The organism is Acinetobacter sp. S4397-1, assembly GCF_024129285.1.
In the GTDB taxonomy this organism is placed as follows: domain Bacteria; phylum Pseudomonadota; class Gammaproteobacteria; order Pseudomonadales; family Moraxellaceae; genus Acinetobacter; species Acinetobacter lwoffii_C.
Map to the genome: position 1 here is coordinate 1 of NZ_JAMXXZ010000031.1, position 23,260 is coordinate 23,260.

Consider the following 23,260-nt stretch of genomic DNA (forward strand, 5'->3'; position numbering starts at 1 on the left):
GTGTGGGGTTACCCATGTGAGAGTAAGTCATCGCCAGCTCATTATTCAAAATCCCCCTGCTAAAAAGCAGGGGGATTTCTTTTTTATAAAAGAAAAAAATAAGAAGGAGAATATGCTAATCAAGTGAACTAATTGTAATGGCATCGGTGCAAACCGCTGCTGAATTGACAAGATACAATATGTTTGAGAATCTTTAAAACGCATTAAAAAATGAGATTAATATCAATATTAGCGCATGTGAAAAGAAATGGTCTACATCAGTAGGTGGCGAAGTGATCGTGATCAACTATGCTTTAATGATTCGGACTCAGCTATCCATCAAGTGGCTTTAGACTATTTAAGTATTCTAGACTACTATGTTGATAATTATAAATAATTGAAATTAAATTGAATTTTGGTTTTTTGTGTGGGTTTGAGCAATTTAAAAGATTACTCTAATGAGTTGAGAGTACCTGTGCGAGAGCAATTTATACAGCATGCATCTTTGAAGTAACTTAGTGCTGCAGGTAATTTGGAGTTACTTGCAGCATAGCGCTGGTTGGATCGTTTGATTGCACATACAAAATGTTTAGTGCGTGTGTTGAATTAAAATAGCTGAACTATTATTGTGAATCTAGCTGCCTTCGGGCATGCTTTAGAGCAGTCCGCAGGCCTTCAACAATCGTTGGATGGTAATAAGGCTTATCTAGTAAATCATCAACAGTAAGCGCTTCATCTACCATCCACGCCAGTAAATGTGCTAAATGTTCAGCTTCATGGCAAAACAATTCTGCACCGAGTATTTTACGCGAGCTTTTATCAACATAAATCTCGGCAGCTCCCTGATTTTTTGCGTTTATAATGGCGCGTCCCTGTTTTCTAAAGTCAATAGATCCTGCCACAAACTCAATGTTGCGATCTTTTAACTGTTTATAATTTTGTCCCAGCATCGCCATTTCAGGTGAACAGAAAACAATACCTAAAGGCGTTAATGTTTTGACCTCTTGATCAGGATTTGCCCTTAGGCAGTGTTTAGCAGCATGTTTGCCTTCATGAGCCGCTTCATGCTGAATGGGGGTGGAAGTGTATGCATCGCCGACAATATAAATCGGTAAATCAGACAATTGCTTGGTTTTACTGTCTACAGGCAAGTTTTTTAAGTCTTTAAAATCGGGATGAATATTTTCAAGTTTTAATGTGTTCAGAAGTGTTTTACGACCTGTTGCCGCCATTACACAGTCCACTATTAAGGTTTGATTTCTACCATTTTCCATATAGCTTAGTTCAACCCCATTTTCAGTGTTTTGATAATCACTTGGCAAAGTTTCAAAATGTAGGTTTAACTCTTTGCTTAGCTCCTCCTGTGCGAGCTTTTGCAAAGCAGGGCTGCTGAGTGCACCAATTCTTCGGCTGCGTGCAAAAATATGGGTGTTTACCCCTAAACGGTGCATAGCTTGAGCAAGCTCGACGGCAATGACACCGCTGCCAATCACGGCTAAGGATTTTGGCAGTTTTCCCAGTTCAAAGACCTCATCTGTCGTGATAAGCCGCTTGTCCAGTTTTTCTTTTAATTCTTGATCGATGCTTGGCGTTGTTCCTACAGCGAGAATAAAGCTTTTTGCCTGATAAGATTGATTGTTGACTTGAACCGTATGGGCATCAATGAATTCGGCGCGGCCTGAAATCTTATGTTCAGTTTTCCATGAGTCGACATCTTTTAAGGTTGCACGGGTAAAGCGGTCTCGTAATTGCTGTACATACGGCATCACTTGGGAGGTGTCTATTTTAACTTGTGCAGTTAATCCTAAACCTTCATGTTGTTGCATTTCATGCATGCGGTTGGCAGATAAAATCAGAACTTTACTTGGCATACATCCGACACGGGCACAAGTGGTGTCCCATGGGCCATCATTGATGATCAGGATATTTTGAGTATATTTTATGGCTTCTTTATAGGCTGAAATTCCGGCAGTTCCAGCGCCAATGATAATGAGATCGTACATTTGTTACTCTTACTAAAATCATTATTGATAAGCTAGCATACAAAACATTTAGCTTACCTTTATTTACATAAAACCATAATTATGATTACATAACACGAAATTAAATAAAGATTGATAGCAAACCCTATAATAGAGGGTCTTGGGGAATTTGAATGATTAATAAACAATTAGGTATTAAATTATCTGCTCTTACTTTTGCACTAATATTGGCCGGTTGTGGCGGTGGTGGTAGTGATGGGTATTATAATGATGGAAGTGGGTCAAATAATGGTAATGGATCAAATACTGATAATGGGATAGAAGCACCGGTTGTAGCTAAATTGAATATTACCAATGTTGAGTTAGTAGATAGTAATAATCAAGCAACTACAGTATTAACGCTCCTTGGTGCCAGTGCAGGCGTAAAAGTAACTGACCAAAATGGCCGGCCAGTCAGTGGGGCACTTGTAACGTTTACAGGTGAAAATATTACATTTGAAACCTCTAATGCCACAGTTCTATCGAATGCTGAAGGTATTGCAAAGATTGGTATTAAGCCAACAGATGAAACAAAAACAGGTATTTTTAAAATTTCTGCCAATGCAGAGCTGAATGAAAATACAGCAAATACGAATGATACCTATGTTTCTGTAGAAGCTATTAAAACCAAATTTGAAAATTTAACATTTGATCATTTAAGTATTGATGCGGGCGGCTCTGTTAAAATCAGTTTAAGCACTGTTGATAGTTTAACGGATATTGCACAAAACAATGTTCAAGTAAGTTTTAAAGCAGATTGTGGGACATTCACTAATAGTACAGTGAGTTCAAATCAAGGTTTAGTTGAAACGACATATACTGGAGTTTCAACAAGTGGTCAGTTGTGTTCGGGTACGCAAGTGATTACGATTTCTGCGAATAATGGGGCAACCACAACAACACAAAATATTACGATTAATCCGATTAAAGCTAATTCACTCGTATATAGTTCGGGTGAAGTAAAATTAGGTGCTGCAAATAGTGGTTCAAGTGCATCGGGTAAAGTTGAATTCACCGTGTATTCAAATAACTTACCTGCTAAAAACCAGGATGTTTTGGTAGAATTAATTTATGCACCACGTGATTTGAGTTTCATTACATTACATAACAAAGTAAAAAAAGTTATTAAATCAAATGATGACGGTAAAATTGTTATAGATATATTCCCAGGCAGTCTACCAGGTCCTGTGGAATTGAAAGCGACTTTAGTTAGCGATCCTAGCGTCACAGCATTAACCAAGGATGTTTCAGTTGCAACTGGACGTGTTACCCAGAATGGTTTAAGTCTGTCAGTTACTAAGAATGCATTGCAATGGGATATTGATGGCGATAAAGCGACCGTCGTAGCTCGTTTGCGTGATCGTGTCGGGAATAAAGTTCCTGATGGAACAGTCGTGAGTTTTGTTACTGAAGGCGGTAGCATCGAGCCAAACTGTTCAACAGTTGATGGTGAATGTAGTGTTGTTTTACAAACTCAAAATCCACGCCCTGCGGATAACCGTGTAACAGTATTAGCTTATGTTGAAGGCGATAAGTCCTATATTGATAAAGATTCAGATAACGTATATACGGCTGGTGTAGATGAGTTAACGAGTAACATTGGTGACTTCTTCCGTGATGATAATGAAAATACAATTTTTGAAGCTGCGCGAGGTGAGTTTCTTTATAAGCGTGGTGCTGTCGGGAATACATGTGCGGCAAGTACATTTATTCAGCCAAATATCTCAGGTACATGTAGCACTGAATTGTCAGCTGTCATTCGCCAACAACTTGTATTCTCATTTAGTAATGATATTCCAACCATCGCAGACTTAACTGTAACAGATACCAAATCAAACTTTAATTTTAAGTTATTTGGTAATAGTGCACGGTCAGTTCCGATGCCTACAGGCACGACAGTTGCAGTTCAGGCAGAAGATAATACGAAAGACAATCAAAAGTCTTGTTCAGTTGAGCTGTGGAGTGGTAATGCAACAGTACCATCGGTATTTAATCTGTTAACACCTTCAACCTTCGCTTCAAGTTCACAAGTGAATTATTCTTATCGTTTAAAAGAATGTGACTCAGGGGATAGTTTGGTTCTTACTGTGACAGCTCCTACAGGGCAAATCACGAAACAAGAATATATAATTCGTTAAAAATAAAAAAACAGCGCTTCGGCGCTGTTTTTTATGGGGAATTAGATTTAAAAATTAAATCGAAGTTCCCACACTGACTCCTACAGTGGGCTTCAGGTTCATCGAACTACAGCCGACAAACGTCAAACTGAGGCATACAATCAGCAATAACTTATTCATGAATTAACCCCTGAAATTTTGCCTGATTAAAGAGTACTGCCGAACGTGTACCACTACGGCACACCATTAAAATCGGTTTCGGCAGCTCATTATAATAGCGGGCAAACTCTTCAATATTGGCCTGGGAAATCTGTCCACTTACTACAGGCTGGTAGATCACGCTTACCTGAGACCTTTCCGCAATTGAACGTAACTGGCTCACACTTACCTTATTTCCTGGCTCCTGATCGGGAAGATTAACAATCACCGATTTAAAACCATCTTTTAATAACTGTTCAAACTTAGCCGATGTCATCTGACCTGTTATGCTGACATTTGAGTTCAAAGCGCGACTTAAGTCACTGGCTGCAAAACTTAAAGAAGCGCAGCTCAAACTCATCAGCAGTAAAGCTTTGTACCAGAAGGACTTAGTCATCCAGCAAGTCCATCTGTTTTGCCAGTTGATATAAATTATTAGAACGATTACCTGTACGGCAGAACATCAAGATCGGTTTTGGCAACTCATTATAATGATTGGCAAAAGTGCGTACATCAAGTTCGCTTATCTGGCCCGCGACCACAGGCTGAAATACATAATCCAGACCCGCCTTACGCGCTGCTTCCTCAATCTGGACACTGGAGGGCTGTTCAGGACCGCCTTCCATGTCTGGACGATTGTTAATAATCGATTTAAAACCTTTTTCCGCCACCTGATCAATATGTTCAGGACCAATTTGACCTGCAAAGCCTACATTTTCGCTCATGATGTCACTCCATTATCGCATTTATCTTGATATGCTTTATGATAGCATTAAGCTGAAAATATGATGTCTAGTTCTGAAAACTTTATAAACGATTACAACTATAAAATAACGCAATGGAGCGCGTATGTACGCTTATACAGTCGAACCACTGTATGTCAAAAGCGGTCAGGAAGTGATTGCTGCAGATTTCTATCGTCCTCAACAGATCGACAAGCCCGCTGTCATCCTCATGGCTCACGGTCTGGCGGCTTTACGCCACTTTAAACTGATCCAATACGCACAGCGTTTTGCCAAAGCCGGTTATGCGGTGGTACTCTTTGATTATCGCTATTGGGGAGGAAGTACGGGTCGTCCACGTGAGCTGGTATCAATCCGGGCTCAACTTGATGATTGGCATACGATGATTAACCATTTACACACACGTAAATCTATTGATGCCAAACGTATTGTGTTGTGGGGAACTGCGCTAAGTGGCGGGCATGTATTAACCCTTGCAGCAGAGTTAAAAAATATTCAGGCGGTGATGGTCCAGGTACCTTTTGTGGATGGAGCCGAAAGTGCCAAACTTTATCCCTTACAGCAAATGCCCAAAGCCCTGAAAATTTCCAGTCAGGATTATATGGGAGCAAAGGTCGGCATGGCACCCAGAACTTTACCCGTGGTTGACCGGCAGGGACTGTGTTTTCTACCGACCCCGGACAGTTATGAGGGCTATCTCTCCATTGTAAATCCGGATTATTATTGGAGTGGCTATATTCCGGCACGGGCGTTCTTTAAGCTAATCCGTTATCGTCCTATTCTGGATGTGCGTAAGATCGCGGTGCCTGCGCTTTTTATTGCGGCTCAGCAAGATAGTCTGATACCGATTGAGTCCAGTAGGGAAACAGCGACCAATATTGCTCCTTTTGTACAATATCATGAGTGGAATATGCGACATTTTGATATTTATCATGGAGAATGGTTTGAAAAAGCGATTTCGACCCAATTAGAATTCTTACATCAACATATTGGAGTGCGTTAGATGATCATTGTATGCTCAGAATGTCAGGCCAAAAACCGTGTGCCTGAAGAGAAGCTGACGGAGAATCCTGCCTGTGGTCAATGTCATCAGGCGCTGGTTCCCTTGGCCCCGATTGAACTGAATGAACAGAATTTCAGTCTGTTTGTCACCCATAGTGACCTGCCGATTCTGATTGACTTATGGGCAGACTGGTGTGGTCCTTGCAAAATGATGGCACCGCATTTTGCCAATGTTGCCCAGCAATATCCTAATGTTGTGTTTGCCAAAATCGATACCGAAGCCAACCCACGTTTAAGTGCTGCATTTAATGTGCGGAGTATTCCGACGCTGGTGTTGATGAATAAAACGGATGAAATTGCTAGAATAAGCGGTGCATTACGCTCAAGCGAGCTACAAAAATGGCTTGATCAGCAGTTAAATGCCTCATCCTAATTCACAAGCCTGGAGTTCAAGTGTCAGATTCTCATATTAAACCAGAGGGAATTCTTTCCCTGCAGACCATTGCAATGCCTGCGGATACCAACTGGAGCGGAGATGTATTTGGTGGCTGGATTGTTTCACAAATGGACTTAGCCGGTGCGATTCATGCCGAGCGTTTTAGTAAAGGTCGTTGTGCTACTATTTCAATCAACCAGATGACCTTCTTGGTTCCAGTAAAAGTGGGTGATGTGATTAGCTGTTATACCCAGATTTTAAAGGTGGGTAATACCTCTATCCAGATGGAAATTGAGGTATGGGATAGTCACGATGATTCGCGTCCACCTGTACGGGTGACAGAAGGGGTATTTACCTTTGTCGCAGTGGATGTCAAAGGCAATAAACGCCTGATTCCGGAAGAAGCAAAACAGAAGTTTTTAGAATCTCGACAGAACTGAATAGAAAGTAAAAAAATCCCAGCCCATTGTCTGGGATTTTTTTGGTTTACGATGAAATCAGGCTTTCTTCAGCTGGCTCTTGGCCACCCAGGCCCAAAGCATTTCACATTGAATCGGTTCCTCACCAGACTCATCGGTGATGATGACCCGAACCAGCGTTTCCCCTCTGTCTGAATTTTGCATCAATTGCTGCTGTTCAGCAGTTAGGGTAGCCACTGCGGTCATGGCGCCTTTGCTGGGCCGCTTATAATCCACTTTTAGGCTTTTGATGAGCACGATGGCACTATCCGGAACGTTCATCGCCGTGACAAAACCAGTTGCAGTTTCTGCCAGCAAGGCCATGGCACAGGCATGGAGCTGACCAATATGGTTCTGCATGGCTTTATGATTGGCGATGCTCACGACCACCTTGGACGCACTGATGTGCTGATAGCGGATTTTGGCCGACCCCACCATGGGCACCATCCGGCCAAAAGTTTTACTCAGTAAGGTGGTTCGAATACCTTGAGGTAGTCTTGATGTGGCTTGAACCAGTTTCGTCAGTCGATTGCGATGTGCCATAATTTCCTCAGCCAGACAGGACGCTGTCTTAATCCTTAAAGTTGTTGAACTGTAAAGGCAAACCGAATTGCTGTTCCTTCAGGAATGCCATCAATTGTTGCAAGGTATCGCGTTTCTTGTCGGTCACACGAATCTTGTCACCCTGAATTGAAGATTGCACTTTAATGCCACTTTCTTTAATGGCTTTATTAATTTTTTTCGCAGTATCAGAGTCAAGACCATCTTTAAGCTTGATGACCTGAATCACATTTTTACCAGAAGCTGTCATTTTTTGCGGATCAAGCGCCTGAATGTCGACTTTACGCTTATAGAAGTGGTTTTCCAGCATGGTATACACTTGCTCACATTGGAAATCACTCTCAGTGATAATTTTGATTTCCTTGTTTTTTTCATTCAGTTCAATTGAAACCTCCTGTCCACGGAAATCAAAACGTGTTCCGATTTCTTTTTGAGTGTTTTGAACTGCATGATTTACTTCAAAAATTTCTAATTCTGAAACAATATCGAAAGAAGGCATGGTTTAGACCTTTACAAATGGAAAGAATATCTGAGATGCTAGGGATGTTTTCTTCATTTGCCAAGTGTTGTTTATATCAAAGGAGTGCGCAATGATCCGTAAACAAGAAATTACAACATTTGAGTTCCCAGAAAATGCCGTAATCTGGGATGTACGCGATGCAAGTGCTTATGCTGAAGCACACGTGAAAGGGGCAGTGAATCAGCCCATTAACGATCTTTCAGCAGACAGCCTGACTCAGGTGTCGGCGGATCAACCAATTTATATTTTATGTGGCGGTGGAAGCAAAGCACCACGTGCAGCTGAGAAGTTAGAAGCTTTCGACAATTCACGTGAATATGTCATTCTGATGGGGGGAACCCGTGCTGCTCGTGAAGCAGGTATGCCCTTAGAACAGAGTGCATGATTGACTTTGTCAAAAAAGCGCCGTCAGGCGCTTTTTTAATGGGGGTAATATTTTCCGTCTCCTTTTAGAAAGGAGCAGGGAGAGGTGAAATATCTTCACAATAAAATAAGATCCTCACTCTAGCCCTCTCCCATAGGGGAGGGGAGAGCCCTTTAAAACAGGATTCTATATTTGCGGCTTGAAATATGGTTTTTTAGCTTTCACTTTTTTCTGAAAACGCGTCACGCTGAGTTTTTTGACGAGATCAGACGGAGCAGGACACGCCTCTCCGAGGATCTGGGCTGCCAGAATTTCACTGCATAATGGCGCAAACAGAAAACCCTTGGAACCCAGTCCCGCGAAACTGTAAATTTCTTCTCCGGTATGCATTTGACCCAGTAGCGGAAAATAATCCTGACTTTGTGCCCGTACCGAGGCACGGCCTTGCCAGGTCTCAGCGGCTGGCAGTGATTGGGCATATTCGGGGAAGACACTGTGGATAAGTTTATAGTTATGCACATGATCTTCTGTCAGTACGTCTGTGTCTTCGCGATTTGGATGAAAAGAAGCTCCAAGCAGCAGTTGTTCATGATTCAGCTGCATACAGTAGCCGCCATAACTATAGGCGGTTTTTAGGTTTAAGGGCTGGTTCTGGTTATTTACCCAGCTGACTTGGCCTCGAATCGGTTTGAGTACCGGATAATCTGTGAAGAACTGCTGGCTTTCTCGCGCCGTACAGACAATTACATGATCAAACTCCCCGAGGAACTGCTGATCTGTAAACAGCTGAGTTTTGGTGGCTGTTTCAATGCGGCTGATTTTGGCCTGTGCATAATGAATATTAGGATGTTGCAGAATTTCCTCCTGTAGCTGGTGCGGCGAAACAGCACCAGCTGCCAGAAGTTTTAAACTAGGATATTCGCTGTGTAGCTCTTGAGATTCCACCGCTTGCAGGGCCAGAATGCCTGCTGGATATTCATCTGCCAAACTGAGCAGTTGCTCAGGCTTTTTCAAAGCCAGCTGGCTGACCTGAATCGGGCGAAAAGCTTTAAAGCTCTGATAATGATTGAGGGCATATTGCCATGCCAGCGTCATCAGGTGTGCGCTGCTTTGTTCAATTGGACCGAGTTTGGGGTTTAGTAAGGCCAGAGGATTGCCTGATCCTCCTGCAAGTGGCGCTGACTGGTCGTAAATTGAGACTTGATGACCGCGCTGAGCGAATGCCCATGCCGCACTCAAGCCTGCAATTCCGGCGCCAATTACGGCAATCTGGCGGGGCTGGGTATTTAACTCAGGTTTTGATTCAGTTTTTTTTTGAGCAATATCCGACTCTGACGGACTGTCATTCTTTTCAGCAGGTTTCCAGATGGCTTTTAGCATTTCACGTTTATGGCCAAAGCCGCGGGGACGGGAAATAGAAATACCGTGATTTTTTAAGCCGCGCTTTAATACGCCTGCCACACTAAAAGATGCAAAGGTGGTTCCTGTCTCTGATAGGCGCACAATATGCTTTAAAACGTTTTCTTCCCACATATCCGGATTGCAGGAGGGCGCAAAACCATCCAGAAACCAGGCATTTACCGGCGCGGTTTTTTCGATGACAGGAAAGACTTCATGTGCATCTCCCAGCCAAAGATCCAGACTAAACCGCTCCTCAGGAAAGCTCAGGCGATGACAGCCCGCCAGAGGCATCGGATATTGGGCAATTAGTTGATCCGCCAGTGGTTTGAGTTCAGGCCAGACATGTAAAGCCCGGATCAGATCCGGTTTGGACAGAGGGAATTTCTCGACTGAAATGGCATGCAGATGACTCTGATTATCAGGTCGAAGCTGTTGCCAGAGCTGCCACAGTGCCAGAATATTGAGACCTGTACCAAATCCTGTTTCGCCTACACAAAAATATTCAAAAGCTTTGAGTTCTGTCAGGCGAGTGGTGAGGTCATTGCCATTTAAAAACACATGCCGCGTTTCTAATAAGCCATTATCTTTAGAAAAATACACATCACCAAACTGCTTGGAGACAGGCACATCAATGCCATCGACCAGTTGCCAATCCAGATCGGCGGTTTGAATTGCATGAGACAAAACGGGCACAACCTTTACTATGTCAAAGAGAGTGGTAGCTTACCATTGCCGGCGACGTTTGGTATAAACATAGCTGGCAATCAGGAAGCCCAGTAGTACGCCGACAGCCAGCGTTGCAGCACCATACAGGAACATCTGGGCACTACGTTCGCTTTGTAAGACCTGAACCTGAACACCAAGATTATCGTTCTTTAACTGTAATTCCTGATTCTGGGCCAAGGCTTCAAGATTGGCTTCTTCCAGCTGTTGTAAACGGGTGGCCTGATCTTTGACCAAGGCTTTGACCCTGGCTTCTTGCTGAACCTTATTGCGGGCAATTTCCTCTGCAGTTAAAGGCCTATTTTCAGCGGCTGGACTGGTCTGGGCAGAAGTGGCTACAGCCGGGAGAATTACAGGCTTTGCAGTGGACTGGGTTTGGACCGCTGTCTCTGGCGCTGCTACTGTCTGATGGTCCTGAATGGCGGGTGCAGGTAAAACCTCAACCGCCCACACCGGAGCAATCATAAAATATAGGCCAAGCATACTGGCAGTAACAACACGCATGAACCTTATCCTTGAGGAAATGCTTTATTAAATGGCTTGACGTCAATGTGTGCGTAGACCCCTTCTTTCAGGAAAGGCTCATCCTGTAACCAGGCATCCAGTGCTTCACGATTATCGAAGTCGACAATAATGGTACTGCCATAAAAGCCCGCTTGAGGATTGGCCGGGTCTTTAGGCATGGCACCTGCCACAATCAGACGGCCTTCGTCATCGAGTTTTTGTAAACGGGCAAGGTGCTGGGGACGAATTGCGAGGCGTTTTTCAACTGTACCTTCTTGATCGGTGCAGCTCACAACAAATAACGGCATGCTGGCTCTCTTGGTTTGTAGTTGGACTTATTCAGCGGTTTTAAAGTATTTACGCAATACAATAAACTGAATAATGATAAAGGAAAACATCACGATCATGTCACCAAATGCGGTAAATTCGCCCCAATATTTTCCATCCATCCATAAGTAGGCGAAAAAGGTATGCAAAAATGACATCAAGACAAACATCCCTACCCAGGCATAGTTGAGTTTGACCCAGCCTTTATCGGTTAAATTGAAGACAGGACCAAACAGGCGCTGGATTAATGGCTTTTTATCTTTGCTAAACCATGGCGACAAGAAAAACACCCCGGCAAAGACCAGATTCAGCAAAACGGCTTTTAGCCGGATATAGAAATCATCGCTCAGGATCAGGGTAATGCCACCAAAAATTACCGTCATAAACAGTACAATCCATTGCTGCTTGTCCAGACGGAATTTCTGCATGACGAATAAGGCACCGTAGACGACCAGCATAGAGATGATCAGGCCTGTGGTCGCAACAAGAATATTATTATTGTCGACACCTCCAGCAGAACCGATCAGTTGTAGCAGTTGATGGTCAGTGTCTTTTGGATCTACAGTTTTATATAAATAAAAGAAAATAATGAGTGGCACAAAGTCTAAAAGTGCTTTCATGTTAGAGTATCTAAATCTGATCAAATAAATGTCTATAGTATAGAGATGCACGGCGTAGATTTACATACACATAGTAATATTTCTGATGGGACTTTTAGTCCACAGCAATTGGTTGACGCTGCGGCGGGCAATTTCATCCATACTTTGGCCCTGACCGATCATGACACCATAGATGGTTTGACGCTGGCTCAAGAAGCCGCTAAAAATCATGAGATTAAGATTGTTTCTGGAGTTGAAATCTCCAGCCAGTGGTCACGTCCTGCAACCAAGAAAAATTATGGTGTGCATATTGTTGGGTTAAACATGCAGGATCTGGCCCCTTTACAAAAAGCGCTCAATCAACAAAAGAAAATCCGGGCTGAACGCTCTAAACAGATTTGCGATCTGCTGATTCCTTTAATTGGTCAGGATATTTATGCAGATGTGCTTGCCAAAGTGGACCAAGTTCCGGATCGGGTAACACGGACACATATTGCCAAAACGCTGGTAGAGAAGGGGATTGTGACCCGCCCGCAACAGGCCTTTGATAAATATATCAAGGAAGGCAAAAAAGCCTATGTCAAATTTGATGGCCTGAATCTTGAAGACACCATTCAGGTGATTCATGAAAGCGGCGGTTTTGCGGTGCTGGCACATCCGACCAAATATGATTTATCTGCGACCAATATCCGTTACCTGATCGAAATCTTTGCCAAGTTTGGTGGTGATGCCGTAGAGCTACCGCCCGCAATTGACCCAGCTTCAACCCGGCAGATGGTAGACCGAATGATTGCAGAGCATGGGCTCAAAGTATCAATAGGTAGTGATTTTCACGGTGACCATATGCCCTGGATTAAACTGGGGAATGTGCCGAGTTTAAAACCAGGGCAGGTCGGGATCTGGGAGAGTTTTGTTTAGTTATTGCCTCAATTTCTAGCTGTTCCGCGAGTCAGAGAGGGTGCAAGAGTAGAGAAAACACCAGGAAAGACATTAAAGCAAATTATGATCTTGAGCTTTAATTGGTGGTGGCGTCGGTTTACCCAAAGTTCCTAGCAGTTCAATTTCAATCGTACGCACCATAGAGTCCAAGGGCAGGTCATTACTCTGTGTGCCAAAAGGCTCCTCAATTTCTGAACTTAAGGCATCCAGACCTAAAAAGGTATAAGCCAGAATTCCCACCAGCAAGGGGGTCAGCAAGCCGAGGGTTGAACCCAGACTAAAGGGTAAAATAAAACAGAAAAAATAGACGGTACGGTTGAGCAGAACCGAATAGGCAAAAGGCAAAGGTGTCGTTGCAATCCGGTCACAGCCGGTTTGTACAATACTAAGCTCGGCCACATGATCATTCATCTGCATATAAATCACGTCAGAAATTTCACCTTCTTTGAGTGCCTGCATCAGCTCCCATTGAATCAGGCTCAGCGTATACTGCGGGGCATTGGCTTGCTGATACAGCTGGGTAATGGCCTGCTGGCTCATGCCACTGGTTTCAACCAGTTCGGTCGGGTTCGCTGTTTGGTGGCGCAGGCGATCTCGCAGGACATTGGCAAAAACAATCACATGCTGAATCACCCTTTCACGGCGGCCTTGCGACAGCATTCGGCAGTCGCGGTCAAAGTGCCGAGCGTTGGCAATCAGAATGCCCCAGAGTTTGCGTGCTTCCCACCAGCGGTCATAACAGGCCGAGTTTTTGAAACCAAGAAAAATAGAGAGCACGACCCCGATCACGGTAAAGCCGCTCAGCGGTAATTCTGGAAAATTAAGATAACCAATATGCGCCAATCCGCCGACAATGGCCGAGATCAGCATGACCACACCTAAAGGGGGCAGAACCTTCGGTAAAATTGTCCCCCGCCAGGAAAATAGCAGTTTAAACAGGCTGGGCTGGTCACGTACGATCATTTATTGGAATCATCACAGTTTTTTTCATGATCTTCGGAACTTGTGCCTGCTTTGTCAAGTGCTATTCAGGGTGTTCTTTCAGGTTTGATGAGGTGCTGCTCAGCAAAGGAGAAACAGCCCTCGAGTGCAATAATACAATGATCAATCAAATGAATGTCAACCAGTTGACAGGCCTGCTGAATCTGTCGGGTTAAGTCGAGATCTGCCTGAGACGGATAGGCTCTGCCCAAGGGATGATTATGAGCAATAACAATTGAGGTTGCCTGCTGGGTAATGGCATAGCGTAGCAGTTGATTAATGGAAATATCACATGCATTAATGGAGCCATAAAACAGTTTTTTAAAACTGATTTTTCTCAAGCCGGCATCCAGACACAGCACGGCAAATACCTCCTGGCTTTCTCTCAGCAATTCAAAACGTAAATAATCTCTTAGCCGTTTGGAGTTGCTGAGTTCGAGTGCATCCTGTTTAAGATGCTCAGCAATATAACGCCGTCCCAATTCCTTGACCGCTATTAGTTGGGTGTATTTGCTGATACCTATTCCATGAAACTGGCTGACCTCCTGTAAAGGGGCATCCAGCAGGGCGGTTAAATGCCCGAAATGCTGAATCAATACACGTGCCAGTTCGACCGCTGAATGCTGCTGTGAACCTGAACGGAGAAAAATAGCCAGCAGTTCAGCATCGGATAAACTTTCTGCCCCATATTGAATTAAACGTTCGCGTGGCCGTTCCTGTTCTGGCCAGTTTTTTATAGAAAATTGCATGATGATTAGACTTATTTATTATGAATTATTGGTTTTCCCCCAAGCGCATCTCTTGGGAATGTGATTATTTAATGCTATTGTGAGCCCCACTGCAACAGAAAGGAAAGCTGTTCGTGAGCTTTGATCTAAGTGTAATTTCTCATAAAAATATCATTTTAGCAGTCACTGGCGGTATTGCTGCCTATAAAAGTGCCATTCTGGTTCGCCGTCTGAAAGATGCCGGTTTTAATGTGCGGGTTGTCATGACCCGGGGGGCACAAGCTTTTATTACACCTTTAACTTTTCAGGCGTTGTCGGGCAATCCTGTGCATACTGAACTGCTGGATCCTGAAGCAGAAGCCGGCATGGGGCATATCGAGCTGGCCCGCTGGGCTGACCTGTTACTGGTTGCACCGGCCAGTTGCGACACTCTGGCAAAATTCGCTGCAGGTCTGGCTGATGACCTGTTGAGTACCTTATATCTGGCAACGAATGCCCCTGTTTGGGTGGCGCCTGCCATGAACCAGCAGATGTGGGCCGCCAAAGCGACGCAGCGTAATCTGGCGACGTTGATTGAGGATGGCGTGCATGTGATCATGCCGGATGCAGGCTCACAGGCCTGTGGGGATGTCGGCCTTGGCCGTATGCCGGAACCGGAAGAGCTGGCTCGACAGGTCACCGAATACTTTCACAAGGCCCAGCGTACAATTGCAGAAAAATTTGGCATGCTGGCCGGTAAACAGGTCACGATTACTGCTGGCCCGACACGTGAAGCGATTGATCCGGTACGTTATATTTCTAACCACAGTACCGGAAAAATGGGCTTTGCACTGGCCGCAGCCTGTTATGCAGCAGGAGCAAACGTGACCTTGATCGCAGGTCCTGTCAGCCTGGATACACCGAATGGGGTTAAACGTAAAAATGTTTCCTCTGCGGTGCAAATGCTGAATGAGAGTATGCAGATGCTAGAGCAGGGCTGTGATATTTTTATTGCGACTGCAGCAGTGGCTGATTATCGTGTTGCGCAGGTGGCTGAGCATAAAATCAAAAAAGCCGGTGATGAGCTGAATGTCGCACTGGTGAAAAACCCGGATATTGTGGCTACGATTGCCCAGCAGGAAAAGCGCCCATTTATGGTCGGTTTTGCCGCAGAAACCCGTAATATTGAAGAATATGCCGCGGGGAAACTGGTTGCGAAAAAGCTGGATATGATTGCCTGTAATGATGTTTCACGCGCAGATATCGGTTTTGCTTCAGATGAAAATGCCATGACCGTGTTTTTTGCCGAGCACTATCATCTGGACAAGCGTGATCTGGACAAAGCTTCCAAACAGGAAATCGCACAACAGCTGGTAGAGGCGATTCATACTGCCTTACATCATAATCCTGCTGTAGAAGAAGATTTTTAATAGCATATTCATAGGATCGATTAACACTTCGTCTGCTAAACATCCCTGAGTTGATCAGGGATTTTTTATGTAAATTTTTAGCATAGGTTTAACTTTAAAAATGGCGTAATTTAAGTTAAATAGATTAACTATAACTTGAGGTTATAGACCAAGGATGGATATATCCGTGGCGCAGCAAAAGTATAGAATAGATCACAGAATAATCTGAAGATAAAAAGTGTGACACAGATAAAATGCAGTTGGAAGGAATCACAAAGAGGGCGATATGAAAAAAATCATGATGGGATTTATGATCGCCTGTCTGGCAGGATGCAGCTATTTTATATCGACTGAGGAACTGGCCCGAAATATTCAGGGACAAATGCAGCGTGAATTTAATGCCAATCCCGATTATCAGGATTATCATTTAAAAGTGCTGCAGGTGAAAATTGTCCAGCGTACCGGCAATGGCTTTCAGGCCATTTCACAGTTGAGCTATCAGGGGCATGAGTATCCGATCGAGGTGCAGATTGCCAAGGCTGGTGGAGGCTACAACTGGTCCATTGAAAAAGATGCTTTTACTTTTATTGATGAGATTGAGATTGAAAAATATCGTCAGCAACTGGATCAGGAACTGGCACAGCTCGCGGCGTCCCTAGAGCCTGTTAATGAAGCGACTACTCTTGAATCGGTGGCAAACTCTTATCCGGCGGTAGAACCGGTATTACATTCGGCCTCTGATAATGTAGAGCCGATTCCGGTAGGCAATATCACCGCTTATAGCCAATAGTTTGCTGGATGCTAAAAAAGCACCGGGGGTCGGTGCTTTGTATTTTTAGGCTTCGACCTGATGCGCTCGTACATAGTGTTCAGTACGCTGCATTGCTTCCTGAATATTCACCAGCGCCGTTTCTACATCTTTGAGGGTTTTGGCATTGCCGCCGCTTAATGCCTGACGCCATTTACGTGCACCTGGCAAGTTCTGGAACAAGCCTAGAATATGACGGCTAATAATCGATAAAGGTGCGCCTTCAGCCATACGCCGGGCAATATAAGGCAACATCTCTTGCATGATGTCAAAACGATCTGGCGCTTCCAGATTCCACAATTGGCCAAGTTCAGCCAGCAGATAAGGATTATGGTAGGCTTCGCGGCCAATCATGACCCCATCCACATGCTTGAGGTGTTCAAGTGTTTCGGCGTAGGTTTTAATGCCGCCATTGATTTCGATGGTGAGGTTCGGACGGTCCTGCTTCAGACGGTAGACATCTTCATAACGCAGCGGAGGCACTTCGCGGTTTTCTTTGGGAGAAAGTCCTTGTAACAAAGCAATCCGTGCATGCACAATAAAGTTGTTACAACCAGTTTTCGCCACGGTATCAACAAAATGCAGCATTTCTTCATAAGACTGCATATGATCAATACCAATGCGGTGTTTGACACTCACGGGCATCTCAACAGCATTACGCATTGCATCAATACATTCAGCCACCAGATCAGGCTCTGCCATTAAACAAGCACCAATTTTATTATTCTGTACCCGGTCACTTGGGCAGCCGACATTCAGGTTGACTTCGTTATAGCCCCAATCCTGTGCCATTTTGGTACAGGTGGCCAAATCTTTAGGGTTAGAGCCACCCAGTTGTAATATGATCGGATGTTCTTCCTGATTAAAATCCAGATGGCGTTTGCTATCTCCATGAATGATGGCACCTGTAGTGACCATTTCTGTGTATAGAATGACATTTGGATTAAACAGACGCGCAAAGAAACGGTAATCTTTGGTGGTCCAATCCATCATCGGGGCTACACTGATTCGTGGAGATGGAGTGTTTTCAATATTGGAGTGAATCGTCATTTAAACATCATGCCTTTAATCTATCTTTCGCAACTCGCACAAATCTGTGTAAAGCTATATTGATGAATGGGTCAGTCGCATTCCCAGTGAATTTTACACCATAATCAAAAAATAGTTCATGATGTAAATAAGAGAATCCATTACAGCACAAAACAGCAGCCAGGAAAGCCGGAGGATTCGGCTAATTAGCGCCATCGCGCAGGCTGGCTAATGGGGTGGCTGATGATGCAGCCAATGATCAAGTTGAAGGTGACGCTGATTTCTTCAATACTTGATTTGCGGATTAATCCAATCTTGCTGAATACAGTAAAACTGACGGTGATGAAAATGGCAAGGCGGTGCTAAAAATCGATCCTGATGATGCTACTGTAAATGGCGGCATAGTACCTGATTGGGCAGATTTGTTAATCCTTGACAGTAAGTCTGCATCAGATTTACACAATTTAATTCATAGCCAGATTATTAGCGGTTAATGTTCAAACTCGACACTATTTGCAGTTAATTATCTAAAAGGAGCGTTGTGCTGAGGCAGGGCGTTCCTTTAGCTTTTTTGAAGCGATTGGTAAGGGGGCTTTTAGCTTGATCAAGCGGGATCACTGAATTTTAGTGAGAACTCATAGATCAGAAGACTATATAAAAAATATCTCAAGATGATGGAAATTCAGTAGATAAAATCCTGCATCATTTTCTACTTTAATTTACGAATCTTAGCGACTTTAAATAGAGCCTAAACGTCTTATCTCCAAAGTTTATGCGCCTGAATAAATGTCTATTTCACTCAACTTGGTTTGAGTCATGGATGCGGGTTAAGCATTCATATATAATTACGCCAATTTTAAGTTATTACTTCACGGTCTGGGCACGCATTATAAGTGTGTGCAAAACTGTGTACATATTGAAGATTCCCTATGTTTAAAGATCAACTCGCTAAAGAAGTCGCGGCCCGCAGAACCTTCGCGATTATTTCCCACCCCGATGCGGGTAAAACCACCATGACGGAAAAGCTGCTGTTATGGGGTAAGGCGATTCAAGTTGCCGGGATGGTAAAAAGCCGTAAGTCAGATCGCGGTGCAACGTCTGACTGGATGGAAATGGAAAAAGAACGCGGTATTTCCATTACCACTTCTGTGATGCAGTTCCCTTATAAAAATCATGTAATTAATCTGCTGGATACACCGGGACACGAAGATTTCTCGGAAGATACCTATCGTACCTTAACGGCAGTTGACTCGGCATTGATGGTAATTGATGGGGCAAAAGGAGTCGAAGAACGAACCATTAAATTGATGGAAGTGTGTCGTATGCGCGACACGCCAATCATTTCGTTCGTCAACAAAATGGACCGTGAAATCCGTGAACCCTTAGAGTTACTGGATGAAATTGAAAGCGTCCTGAAAATTCGCTGTGTGCCGATTACCTGGCCAATGGGCACAGGGCGTGATTTTGCCGGGGTGTATAACATCCTTGAAGATAAATTTTATGTTTACAAGGCCGGTTTTGGCTCGACCATTACCGATATTGAAATCCGTGATGGTTATGACCATGCCGATTTGCGTGAAAAAGTGGGTAAGCTTGCCTTTGCGGCCTTTGAAGAGTCCTTGGAGCTGGTGCAAATGGCCAATGATCCATTAGACCATGAGGAGTTTTTGGCTGGCCGACAAACCCCCGTGCTTTTTGGTACAGCATTGGGTAATTTCGCGGTAGACCATGTATTGAATACTTTTATTCAATGGGCACCGCCACCTAAGGCCCATCCTACCCATGAGCGAGTTGTAGAAGCGACTGAAGAAGGCTTTAGTGGATTTGTATTTAAAATTCAGGCCAATATGGACCCGAAACACCGTGACCGTATTGCCTTCATGCGGATCTGTTCAGGACGCTATGAAAAAGGCTTGAAAATGAATCACGTCCGTCTGGGTAAAGATGTACGGATCAGTGATGCATTGACCTTCTTGGCCGGGGAGCGTGAACAGCTGGAAGAGGCATGGCCTGGGGATATCATTGGTTTACACAACCATGGAACTATTCAGATCGGCGATACCTTTACTTCAGGTGAAAATTTACGCTTCACCGGTATTCCACATTTCGCACCTGAAATGTTCCGTCGTGTGCGTTTAAAAGATCCTTTGAAGTCGAAGCAGCTGCAAAAAGGTCTAAAAGAGCTTTCCGAAGAAGGGGCAACTCAGGTGTTTATGCCACAAATCAATAATGATTTGATTGTGGGCGCAGTCGGTGTCTTGCAGTTTGATGTAGTAGCTTATCGTCTGAAAGAAGAATATAAGGTGGACTGTGTGTATGAGCCGGTAAATATTAATACCGTACGTTGGGTTTCTTGCGATGATGAAAAGAAATTCAATGAATTCAAGAAAAAAGCCCATGATCAATTGTCCCTCGATGGCGGTGGACATTTAACTTATCTGGCACCTAGTCGGGTGAACTTGCAGTTGATGCAAGAGCGTTATCCGGATATTCAGTTCAAGGCGACACGTGAACATTAAACGCAGTAAAAATAAAACAGCTTCTTTATGAAGCTGTTTTATTATGTAGAATCATTAAGATAAATGAGCTATTTGAGAAGAAAGAGTGATGGGCATACAGGGGAAAATAGGGGCTGCATCAATCATTACGATTGGTCTGATACTGAGTGCCTGTGATACTAAAAAACAACAATCCGATTCGCACGAACAGTTTGCAAAATCGGCTGCTGCGACCGAAAAAGCTGAGGTTTTACCGTACTTAAACATTCAGGAGCAAGACGCAAACATCGCTTTGCCTTTTTGCGAAACCCAGCATTGTATTAATCTGGCTATTCAAACCGTCCATACCGAAGATGCCTGGTTAAATCAATGGATTGCCAAAAGTCAGGCGAAGGTGATTCAGGACCAGATTGGGCTTAAACAGGATATGAGCTTACAGCAGGCTATCAATGCCTATGTAAAAAAATCGGATGCTTGGCAGGCTGAATTTTCCAGTAATAAAGCCTATGAGTTGTCGATGTATACCCGAATTGCCTATCAGCGTAATCAATATGTCCTGATGCAGTTGGGAGTAGATACAAAACAGGAAGGCGTGAGCATTAAAGAACGTTATTACTTCTTTGTGGCAGATCGTAAAAAACAGAAAACGGTCACTGTGCTGGATATTCTTGAACCCAAACAGCAAGTGGCTATGAATGACATTGTGCAACAAGCGTATCAAAAGTGGTTACAAGAGCAAAAGGCTGAAGTCAAACAGCAGGCACCCAAAAAATTGTATTGGGGACAGGCAGACTGGTTCTTTGATCAAGAGGGTATAGGTTTGCATTATCGTACCCATGAAACTGTACAAGATGGCAATCAGCTGGATATTTATTTAAGCAAAGAACAAACGCAACAGATATTGAAAGCTGAGGCTTATCAGCATATGTTTTAATCAGACGTCGTAAAATACCGATATTGAGTCGAAGTTCATTTAACCAGTTTAAGTTATAGGTCGCATTATGCTTAAAAATAAAACCATCTTTAGCCTCAGTCTTCTTGCAGCAGCAATGGCACTAACAGCATGCCAGCCTAAAAATACTGAACCTCAAGAGGATAAAGTAACTCAATCACAGACTATGGCTCAGGCTGAGGTATTAAAACTGGCTGGGGATGTAGAAAAATTAACTTTAAATCTACCAGAATGTGAGGGGAATAATTGCCCTGAAATGAACATCGAGCGTCTTTCCAGTAACCAGCCTTTTATTGATGAATTTATTGATCAGCAAATTTTAAAACGTCTGGATCAGACTCTGGATATTTCCGCCAAGTCGTTGAAGACCAATCCGCCGGCAGTAAGTGCGGAAGAGTCAGCAGCCTCCAGTCCAGTTCAGGCAGATGAGCCGGCCGCCTCGGTTGCCATTGAAACTCCAAAACAGCAACTGGAAAAACAGGTTACTCCGTATGTAGAAACATTTTTATCTTTAGATAAGGAACTGAAAGACTTAGGTTCCAGTCATCAAATTAGCCTGATGATTAAACCGAAAATTCTGAATGCCAATCAGCCTTTGGCAACCGTGGTGTTAAATTCCAGCAGTTATTTGGGCGGGGCGCACGGTTCCTCTTCGCAGCGCTACTATAACTTTGATCTGGAAAAGAAAAAAATTGTCGAATTGCAGGATATTTTAGCGCCTAATCAAAAGGCTGCTCTGGAAAAGAAAGCCCACGAAGCCTTTAAACAGTGGGTCATTGATTCTGAACTGGCCAGCAATGTTGAGGAATATGAACAGGCATGGAAATTTAAGTTATCGGATAATTTCTATTTATCGACTCAAGGTTTGATTCTGCAATATGGAGAATACGAAATTGGTCCGTATGTGGTGGGATTGCCGCGCTTAACCATTCCTTATGATCAATTACAAACGGTCTTGAAAACAGCCTATTTACCACAGGCTGAAGTCGAAAATGAGCAAGCGGCCAGTGCGGCCCGTGACAGTAAAGCCCAGTCTTAATGTCTTATTCGCTGTTTGATACCCATACCCATTTTGATGTTCCCGACTTTGATTCGGATCGGGAACAGTTGGCCTATGCCGCCAAAGCGATGGGGGTAGAGCGGTTAATTTTGATCGGCTTTGTCCAGTCCAGATTTCAGGACTTGCTGCACAGCCAGCGCTTTCTCAATCAATTGCGGGATGCGCCGCGGAGTTATCTGGCTCCTGGGCTGCATCCATTTTATATTGAGCAGCATCAAAGTTCACATTTGGCAGATTTAGAAGCGTTGCTCAGCACTGAAGATTGTGTAGCAATTGGAGAAATTGGCCTCGATACCTTTTTAAAGCAGCACAAGCAGGACGCAATTTTTCAGAAGCAGCAGCATTTTTTTGTAGCGCAACTTGAATTGGCGCAGCAGTTTGACAAGCCGGTATTACTGCATATCCGAAAGTCCCATGCAGAAACTCTGGCGATCTTAAAACGGCAGCAATTCCGTTTGGGCGGTATTGCCCATGCTTTTAGTGGCGGCATAGAGGAAGCCAAGGCCTTTATTAAACTGGGGTTTAAAATTGGGGTGACCGGGCAGATTACCAATCCCAATGCTAAAAAACTCCATGCCGTAGTTCAGGAAATTGGTCCTGAACACCTTGTTTTGGAAACCGACTGTCCCGATATGACACCCTTATGCTGTCAAATTTCTACGCAGCATCGAACCCGCAATACCCCGGCCAATTTACCTTATGTACTGCAAGGACTGGCGCAAAGCTTAGCTATGGATCAAGAGCAGCTGGCTGAACAGCTGTGGAAAAATAGCCATCAAGCCTTGCATTTAGCGCTCTAGTGTAAGGGTTTGAACCAGCCGGAAATTTGACTTCCTTTCATCAGGTCTAAAAAAAGATGCATTATGCAATTTCTAAAATGCCAGAGACTTGGCATTATGCTTCTAAATTATTTTGAGTGAGATT

Annotated in this window: 24 protein-coding genes; 12 read left to right on the forward strand and 12 right to left on the reverse strand. The window is 43.9% G+C overall.

The window, feature by feature from the left end; genetic code table 11:
* Positions 1-602: 602 nt before the first annotated feature.
* A complete protein-coding gene (locus NI467_RS12295) occupies positions 603-1,982 on the reverse strand; it encodes a dihydrolipoyl dehydrogenase (protein WP_253153215.1) in 1,380 nt (459 codons plus the stop codon).
* A gap of 152 nt (positions 1,983-2,134) precedes the next feature.
* Here NI467_RS12295 and NI467_RS12300 point away from each other — a divergent pair, with 152 nt between their 5' ends.
* Positions 2,135-4,138, forward strand: coding sequence for an Ig-like domain-containing protein (locus tag NI467_RS12300; RefSeq protein ID WP_151205164.1), 2,004 nt, complete (start codon positions 2,135-2,137; stop codon positions 4,136-4,138).
* A 151-nt stretch (positions 4,139-4,289) separates the two neighbouring features.
* On the opposite strand, the gene NI467_RS12305 is transcribed toward NI467_RS12300, so the two are convergent.
* Together NI467_RS12305 and NI467_RS12310 are read right to left on the reverse strand one after the other, a co-directional pair.
* Positions 4,290-4,712, reverse strand: coding sequence for a beta-lactamase hydrolase domain-containing protein (locus NI467_RS12305; protein ID WP_253153217.1), 423 nt, complete (start codon positions 4,710-4,712; stop codon positions 4,290-4,292).
* Positions 4,705-5,040: a TIGR01244 family sulfur transferase gene (locus NI467_RS12310; RefSeq protein WP_253153219.1), complete on the reverse strand. Its 336-nt coding sequence runs from the start codon at positions 5,038-5,040 to the stop codon at positions 4,705-4,707. The genes NI467_RS12305 and NI467_RS12310 overlap by 8 nt, the downstream gene beginning before the upstream one ends.
* 124 nt (positions 5,041-5,164) lie before the next feature.
* On the opposite strand from NI467_RS12310, the gene NI467_RS12315 reads away from it, so the two are divergent.
* From NI467_RS12315 to NI467_RS12325, 3 genes are all read left to right on the forward strand, one after another.
* Positions 5,165-6,061 carry an alpha/beta hydrolase gene (locus NI467_RS12315; protein WP_253153221.1) on the forward strand — a complete coding sequence of 299 codons (897 nt, stop codon included), beginning with the start codon at positions 5,165-5,167 and terminating at the stop codon, positions 6,059-6,061.
* Entirely contained in the window at positions 6,062-6,493 is a 432-nt protein-coding gene (gene trxC / locus NI467_RS12320) for a thioredoxin TrxC (RefSeq protein WP_253153223.1), read from the forward strand.
* Between the two features lie 74 nt (positions 6,494-6,567).
* On the forward strand, positions 6,568-6,936 hold the full coding sequence (locus NI467_RS12325; protein WP_218955325.1) for an acyl-CoA thioesterase: 369 nt from the start codon (positions 6,568-6,570) through the stop codon (positions 6,934-6,936).
* Between the two features lie 57 nt (positions 6,937-6,993).
* Here the strand turns inward: NI467_RS12325 and NI467_RS12330 are convergent, their stop codons facing one another.
* Both NI467_RS12330 and NI467_RS12335 read right to left on the reverse strand, forming a co-directional pair.
* Positions 6,994-7,497, reverse strand: coding sequence for a DUF4442 domain-containing protein (locus NI467_RS12330; protein WP_151205170.1), 504 nt, complete (start codon positions 7,495-7,497; stop codon positions 6,994-6,996).
* A 28-nt stretch (positions 7,498-7,525) separates the two neighbouring features.
* Positions 7,526-8,014 carry a YajQ family cyclic di-GMP-binding protein gene (locus tag NI467_RS12335; protein WP_151205171.1) on the reverse strand — a complete coding sequence of 163 codons (489 nt, stop codon included), beginning with the start codon at positions 8,012-8,014 and terminating at the stop codon, positions 7,526-7,528.
* A gap of 91 nt (positions 8,015-8,105) precedes the next feature.
* Between NI467_RS12335 and NI467_RS12340 the strand changes: the two genes are divergently transcribed.
* Positions 8,106-8,420, forward strand: a complete 315-nt coding sequence (locus tag NI467_RS12340) for a rhodanese-like domain-containing protein (protein WP_151205172.1) — start codon at positions 8,106-8,108, stop codon at positions 8,418-8,420.
* Between the two features lie 165 nt (positions 8,421-8,585).
* Here NI467_RS12340 and mnmC read toward each other — a convergent pair whose 3' ends face one another.
* Genes mnmC through NI467_RS12360 form a run of 4 tightly spaced genes read right to left on the reverse strand, consistent with a single transcriptional unit; the run spans position 8,586 to position 11,974 of the window.
* On the reverse strand, positions 8,586-10,484 hold the full coding sequence (gene mnmC, locus NI467_RS12345) for an FAD-dependent 5-carboxymethylaminomethyl-2-thiouridine(34) oxidoreductase MnmC (RefSeq protein WP_253153225.1): 1,899 nt from the start codon (positions 10,482-10,484) through the stop codon (positions 8,586-8,588).
* Between the two features lie 39 nt (positions 10,485-10,523).
* Positions 10,524-11,027 carry a hypothetical protein gene (locus NI467_RS12350; RefSeq protein WP_151205174.1) on the reverse strand — a complete coding sequence of 168 codons (504 nt, stop codon included), beginning with the start codon at positions 11,025-11,027 and terminating at the stop codon, positions 10,524-10,526.
* 5 nt (positions 11,028-11,032) lie between these two features.
* Positions 11,033-11,335: a YciI family protein gene (locus tag NI467_RS12355; RefSeq protein ID WP_151205175.1), complete on the reverse strand. Its 303-nt coding sequence runs from the start codon at positions 11,333-11,335 to the stop codon at positions 11,033-11,035.
* Between the two features lie 27 nt (positions 11,336-11,362).
* Positions 11,363-11,974 carry an inner membrane-spanning protein YciB gene (locus NI467_RS12360; protein WP_151205176.1) on the reverse strand — a complete coding sequence of 204 codons (612 nt, stop codon included), beginning with the start codon at positions 11,972-11,974 and terminating at the stop codon, positions 11,363-11,365.
* Between the two features lie 45 nt (positions 11,975-12,019).
* On the opposite strand from NI467_RS12360, the gene NI467_RS12365 reads away from it, so the two are divergent.
* Entirely contained in the window at positions 12,020-12,871 is an 852-nt protein-coding gene (locus NI467_RS12365; RefSeq protein WP_151205177.1) for a PHP domain-containing protein, read from the forward strand.
* Positions 12,872-12,943: 72 nt separating this feature from the next.
* Here the strand turns inward: NI467_RS12365 and NI467_RS12370 are convergent, their stop codons facing one another.
* Positions 12,944-13,855, reverse strand: coding sequence for a bestrophin family protein (locus NI467_RS12370; RefSeq protein ID WP_151207261.1), 912 nt, complete (start codon positions 13,853-13,855; stop codon positions 12,944-12,946).
* A gap of 65 nt (positions 13,856-13,920) precedes the next feature.
* Positions 13,921-14,622: a DNA repair protein RadC gene (gene radC, locus NI467_RS12375; protein WP_253153227.1), complete on the reverse strand. Its 702-nt coding sequence runs from the start codon at positions 14,620-14,622 to the stop codon at positions 13,921-13,923.
* Positions 14,623-14,735: 113 nt separating this feature from the next.
* Here radC and coaBC point away from each other — a divergent pair, with 113 nt between their 5' ends.
* Positions 14,736-16,010, forward strand: coding sequence for a bifunctional phosphopantothenoylcysteine decarboxylase/phosphopantothenate--cysteine ligase CoaBC (gene coaBC / locus NI467_RS12380; protein WP_253153229.1), 1,275 nt, complete (start codon positions 14,736-14,738; stop codon positions 16,008-16,010).
* Between the two features lie 265 nt (positions 16,011-16,275).
* Positions 16,276-16,779: a hypothetical protein gene (locus tag NI467_RS12385; protein ID WP_174659312.1), complete on the forward strand. Its 504-nt coding sequence runs from the start codon at positions 16,276-16,278 to the stop codon at positions 16,777-16,779.
* Between the two features lie 45 nt (positions 16,780-16,824).
* Here the strand turns inward: NI467_RS12385 and dusA are convergent, their stop codons facing one another.
* Entirely contained in the window at positions 16,825-17,847 is a 1,023-nt protein-coding gene (dusA, locus tag NI467_RS12390) for a tRNA dihydrouridine(20/20a) synthase DusA (RefSeq protein ID WP_258170060.1), read from the reverse strand.
* 908 nt (positions 17,848-18,755) lie between these two features.
* Between dusA and NI467_RS12395 the strand changes: the two genes are divergently transcribed.
* From NI467_RS12395 to NI467_RS12410, 4 genes are all read left to right on the forward strand, one after another.
* Positions 18,756-20,345, forward strand: coding sequence for a peptide chain release factor 3 (locus NI467_RS12395; protein WP_151204324.1), 1,590 nt, complete (start codon positions 18,756-18,758; stop codon positions 20,343-20,345).
* Positions 20,346-20,433: 88 nt separating this feature from the next.
* Complete coding sequence (locus tag NI467_RS12400; RefSeq protein WP_151204336.1) at positions 20,434-21,258, forward strand: hypothetical protein; 825 nt, start codon at positions 20,434-20,436, stop codon at positions 21,256-21,258.
* A 67-nt stretch (positions 21,259-21,325) separates the two neighbouring features.
* Positions 21,326-22,315: an RsiV family protein gene (locus tag NI467_RS12405; RefSeq protein ID WP_174659313.1), complete on the forward strand. Its 990-nt coding sequence runs from the start codon at positions 21,326-21,328 to the stop codon at positions 22,313-22,315.
* Positions 22,315-23,136 carry a TatD family hydrolase gene (locus NI467_RS12410; protein ID WP_151204322.1) on the forward strand — a complete coding sequence of 274 codons (822 nt, stop codon included), beginning with the start codon at positions 22,315-22,317 and terminating at the stop codon, positions 23,134-23,136. Before NI467_RS12405 ends, NI467_RS12410 begins: the two co-directional genes overlap by 1 nt.
* The last annotated feature ends 124 nt before the right edge of the window (positions 23,137-23,260 follow it).

Excerpts from the sequence above, each read along its gene's own strand:
- NI467_RS12295 (WP_253153215.1), bottom strand. The coding sequence starts at position 1,982 with ATGTACGATCTCATTATCATTGGCGCTGGAACTGCCGGAATTTCAGCC.
- NI467_RS12300 (WP_151205164.1), top strand. The coding sequence starts at position 2,135 with ATGATTAATAAACAATTAGGTATTAAATTATCTGCTCTTACTTTTGCA.
- NI467_RS12305 (WP_253153217.1), bottom strand. The coding sequence starts at position 4,712 with ATGACTAAGTCCTTCTGGTACAAAGCTTTACTGCTGATGAGTTTGAGC.
- NI467_RS12310 (WP_253153219.1), bottom strand. The coding sequence starts at position 5,040 with ATGAGCGAAAATGTAGGCTTTGCAGGTCAAATTGGTCCTGAACATATT.
- NI467_RS12315 (WP_253153221.1), top strand. The coding sequence starts at position 5,165 with ATGTACGCTTATACAGTCGAACCACTGTATGTCAAAAGCGGTCAGGAA.
- trxC (WP_253153223.1), top strand. The coding sequence starts at position 6,062 with ATGATCATTGTATGCTCAGAATGTCAGGCCAAAAACCGTGTGCCTGAA.
- NI467_RS12325 (WP_218955325.1), top strand. The coding sequence starts at position 6,568 with ATGCCTGCGGATACCAACTGGAGCGGAGATGTATTTGGTGGCTGGATT.
- NI467_RS12330 (WP_151205170.1), bottom strand. The coding sequence starts at position 7,497 with ATGGCACATCGCAATCGACTGACGAAACTGGTTCAAGCCACATCAAGA.
- NI467_RS12335 (WP_151205171.1), bottom strand. The coding sequence starts at position 8,014 with ATGCCTTCTTTCGATATTGTTTCAGAATTAGAAATTTTTGAAGTAAAT.
- NI467_RS12340 (WP_151205172.1), top strand. The coding sequence starts at position 8,106 with ATGATCCGTAAACAAGAAATTACAACATTTGAGTTCCCAGAAAATGCC.
- NI467_RS12350 (WP_151205174.1), bottom strand. The coding sequence starts at position 11,027 with ATGCGTGTTGTTACTGCCAGTATGCTTGGCCTATATTTTATGATTGCT.
- NI467_RS12355 (WP_151205175.1), bottom strand. The coding sequence starts at position 11,335 with ATGCCGTTATTTGTTGTGAGCTGCACCGATCAAGAAGGTACAGTTGAA.
- NI467_RS12360 (WP_151205176.1), bottom strand. The coding sequence starts at position 11,974 with ATGAAAGCACTTTTAGACTTTGTGCCACTCATTATTTTCTTTTATTTA.
- NI467_RS12365 (WP_151205177.1), top strand. The coding sequence starts at position 12,020 with ATGCACGGCGTAGATTTACATACACATAGTAATATTTCTGATGGGACT.
- NI467_RS12370 (WP_151207261.1), bottom strand. The coding sequence starts at position 13,855 with ATGATCGTACGTGACCAGCCCAGCCTGTTTAAACTGCTATTTTCCTGG.
- radC (WP_253153227.1), bottom strand. The coding sequence starts at position 14,622 with ATGCAATTTTCTATAAAAAACTGGCCAGAACAGGAACGGCCACGCGAA.
- NI467_RS12385 (WP_174659312.1), top strand. The coding sequence starts at position 16,276 with ATGAAAAAAATCATGATGGGATTTATGATCGCCTGTCTGGCAGGATGC.
- dusA (WP_258170060.1), bottom strand. The coding sequence starts at position 17,847 with ATGACGATTCACTCCAATATTGAAAACACTCCATCTCCACGAATCAGT.
- NI467_RS12395 (WP_151204324.1), top strand. The coding sequence starts at position 18,756 with ATGTTTAAAGATCAACTCGCTAAAGAAGTCGCGGCCCGCAGAACCTTC.
- NI467_RS12400 (WP_151204336.1), top strand. The coding sequence starts at position 20,434 with ATGGGCATACAGGGGAAAATAGGGGCTGCATCAATCATTACGATTGGT.
- NI467_RS12405 (WP_174659313.1), top strand. The coding sequence starts at position 21,326 with ATGCTTAAAAATAAAACCATCTTTAGCCTCAGTCTTCTTGCAGCAGCA.
- NI467_RS12410 (WP_151204322.1), top strand. The coding sequence starts at position 22,315 with ATGTCTTATTCGCTGTTTGATACCCATACCCATTTTGATGTTCCCGAC.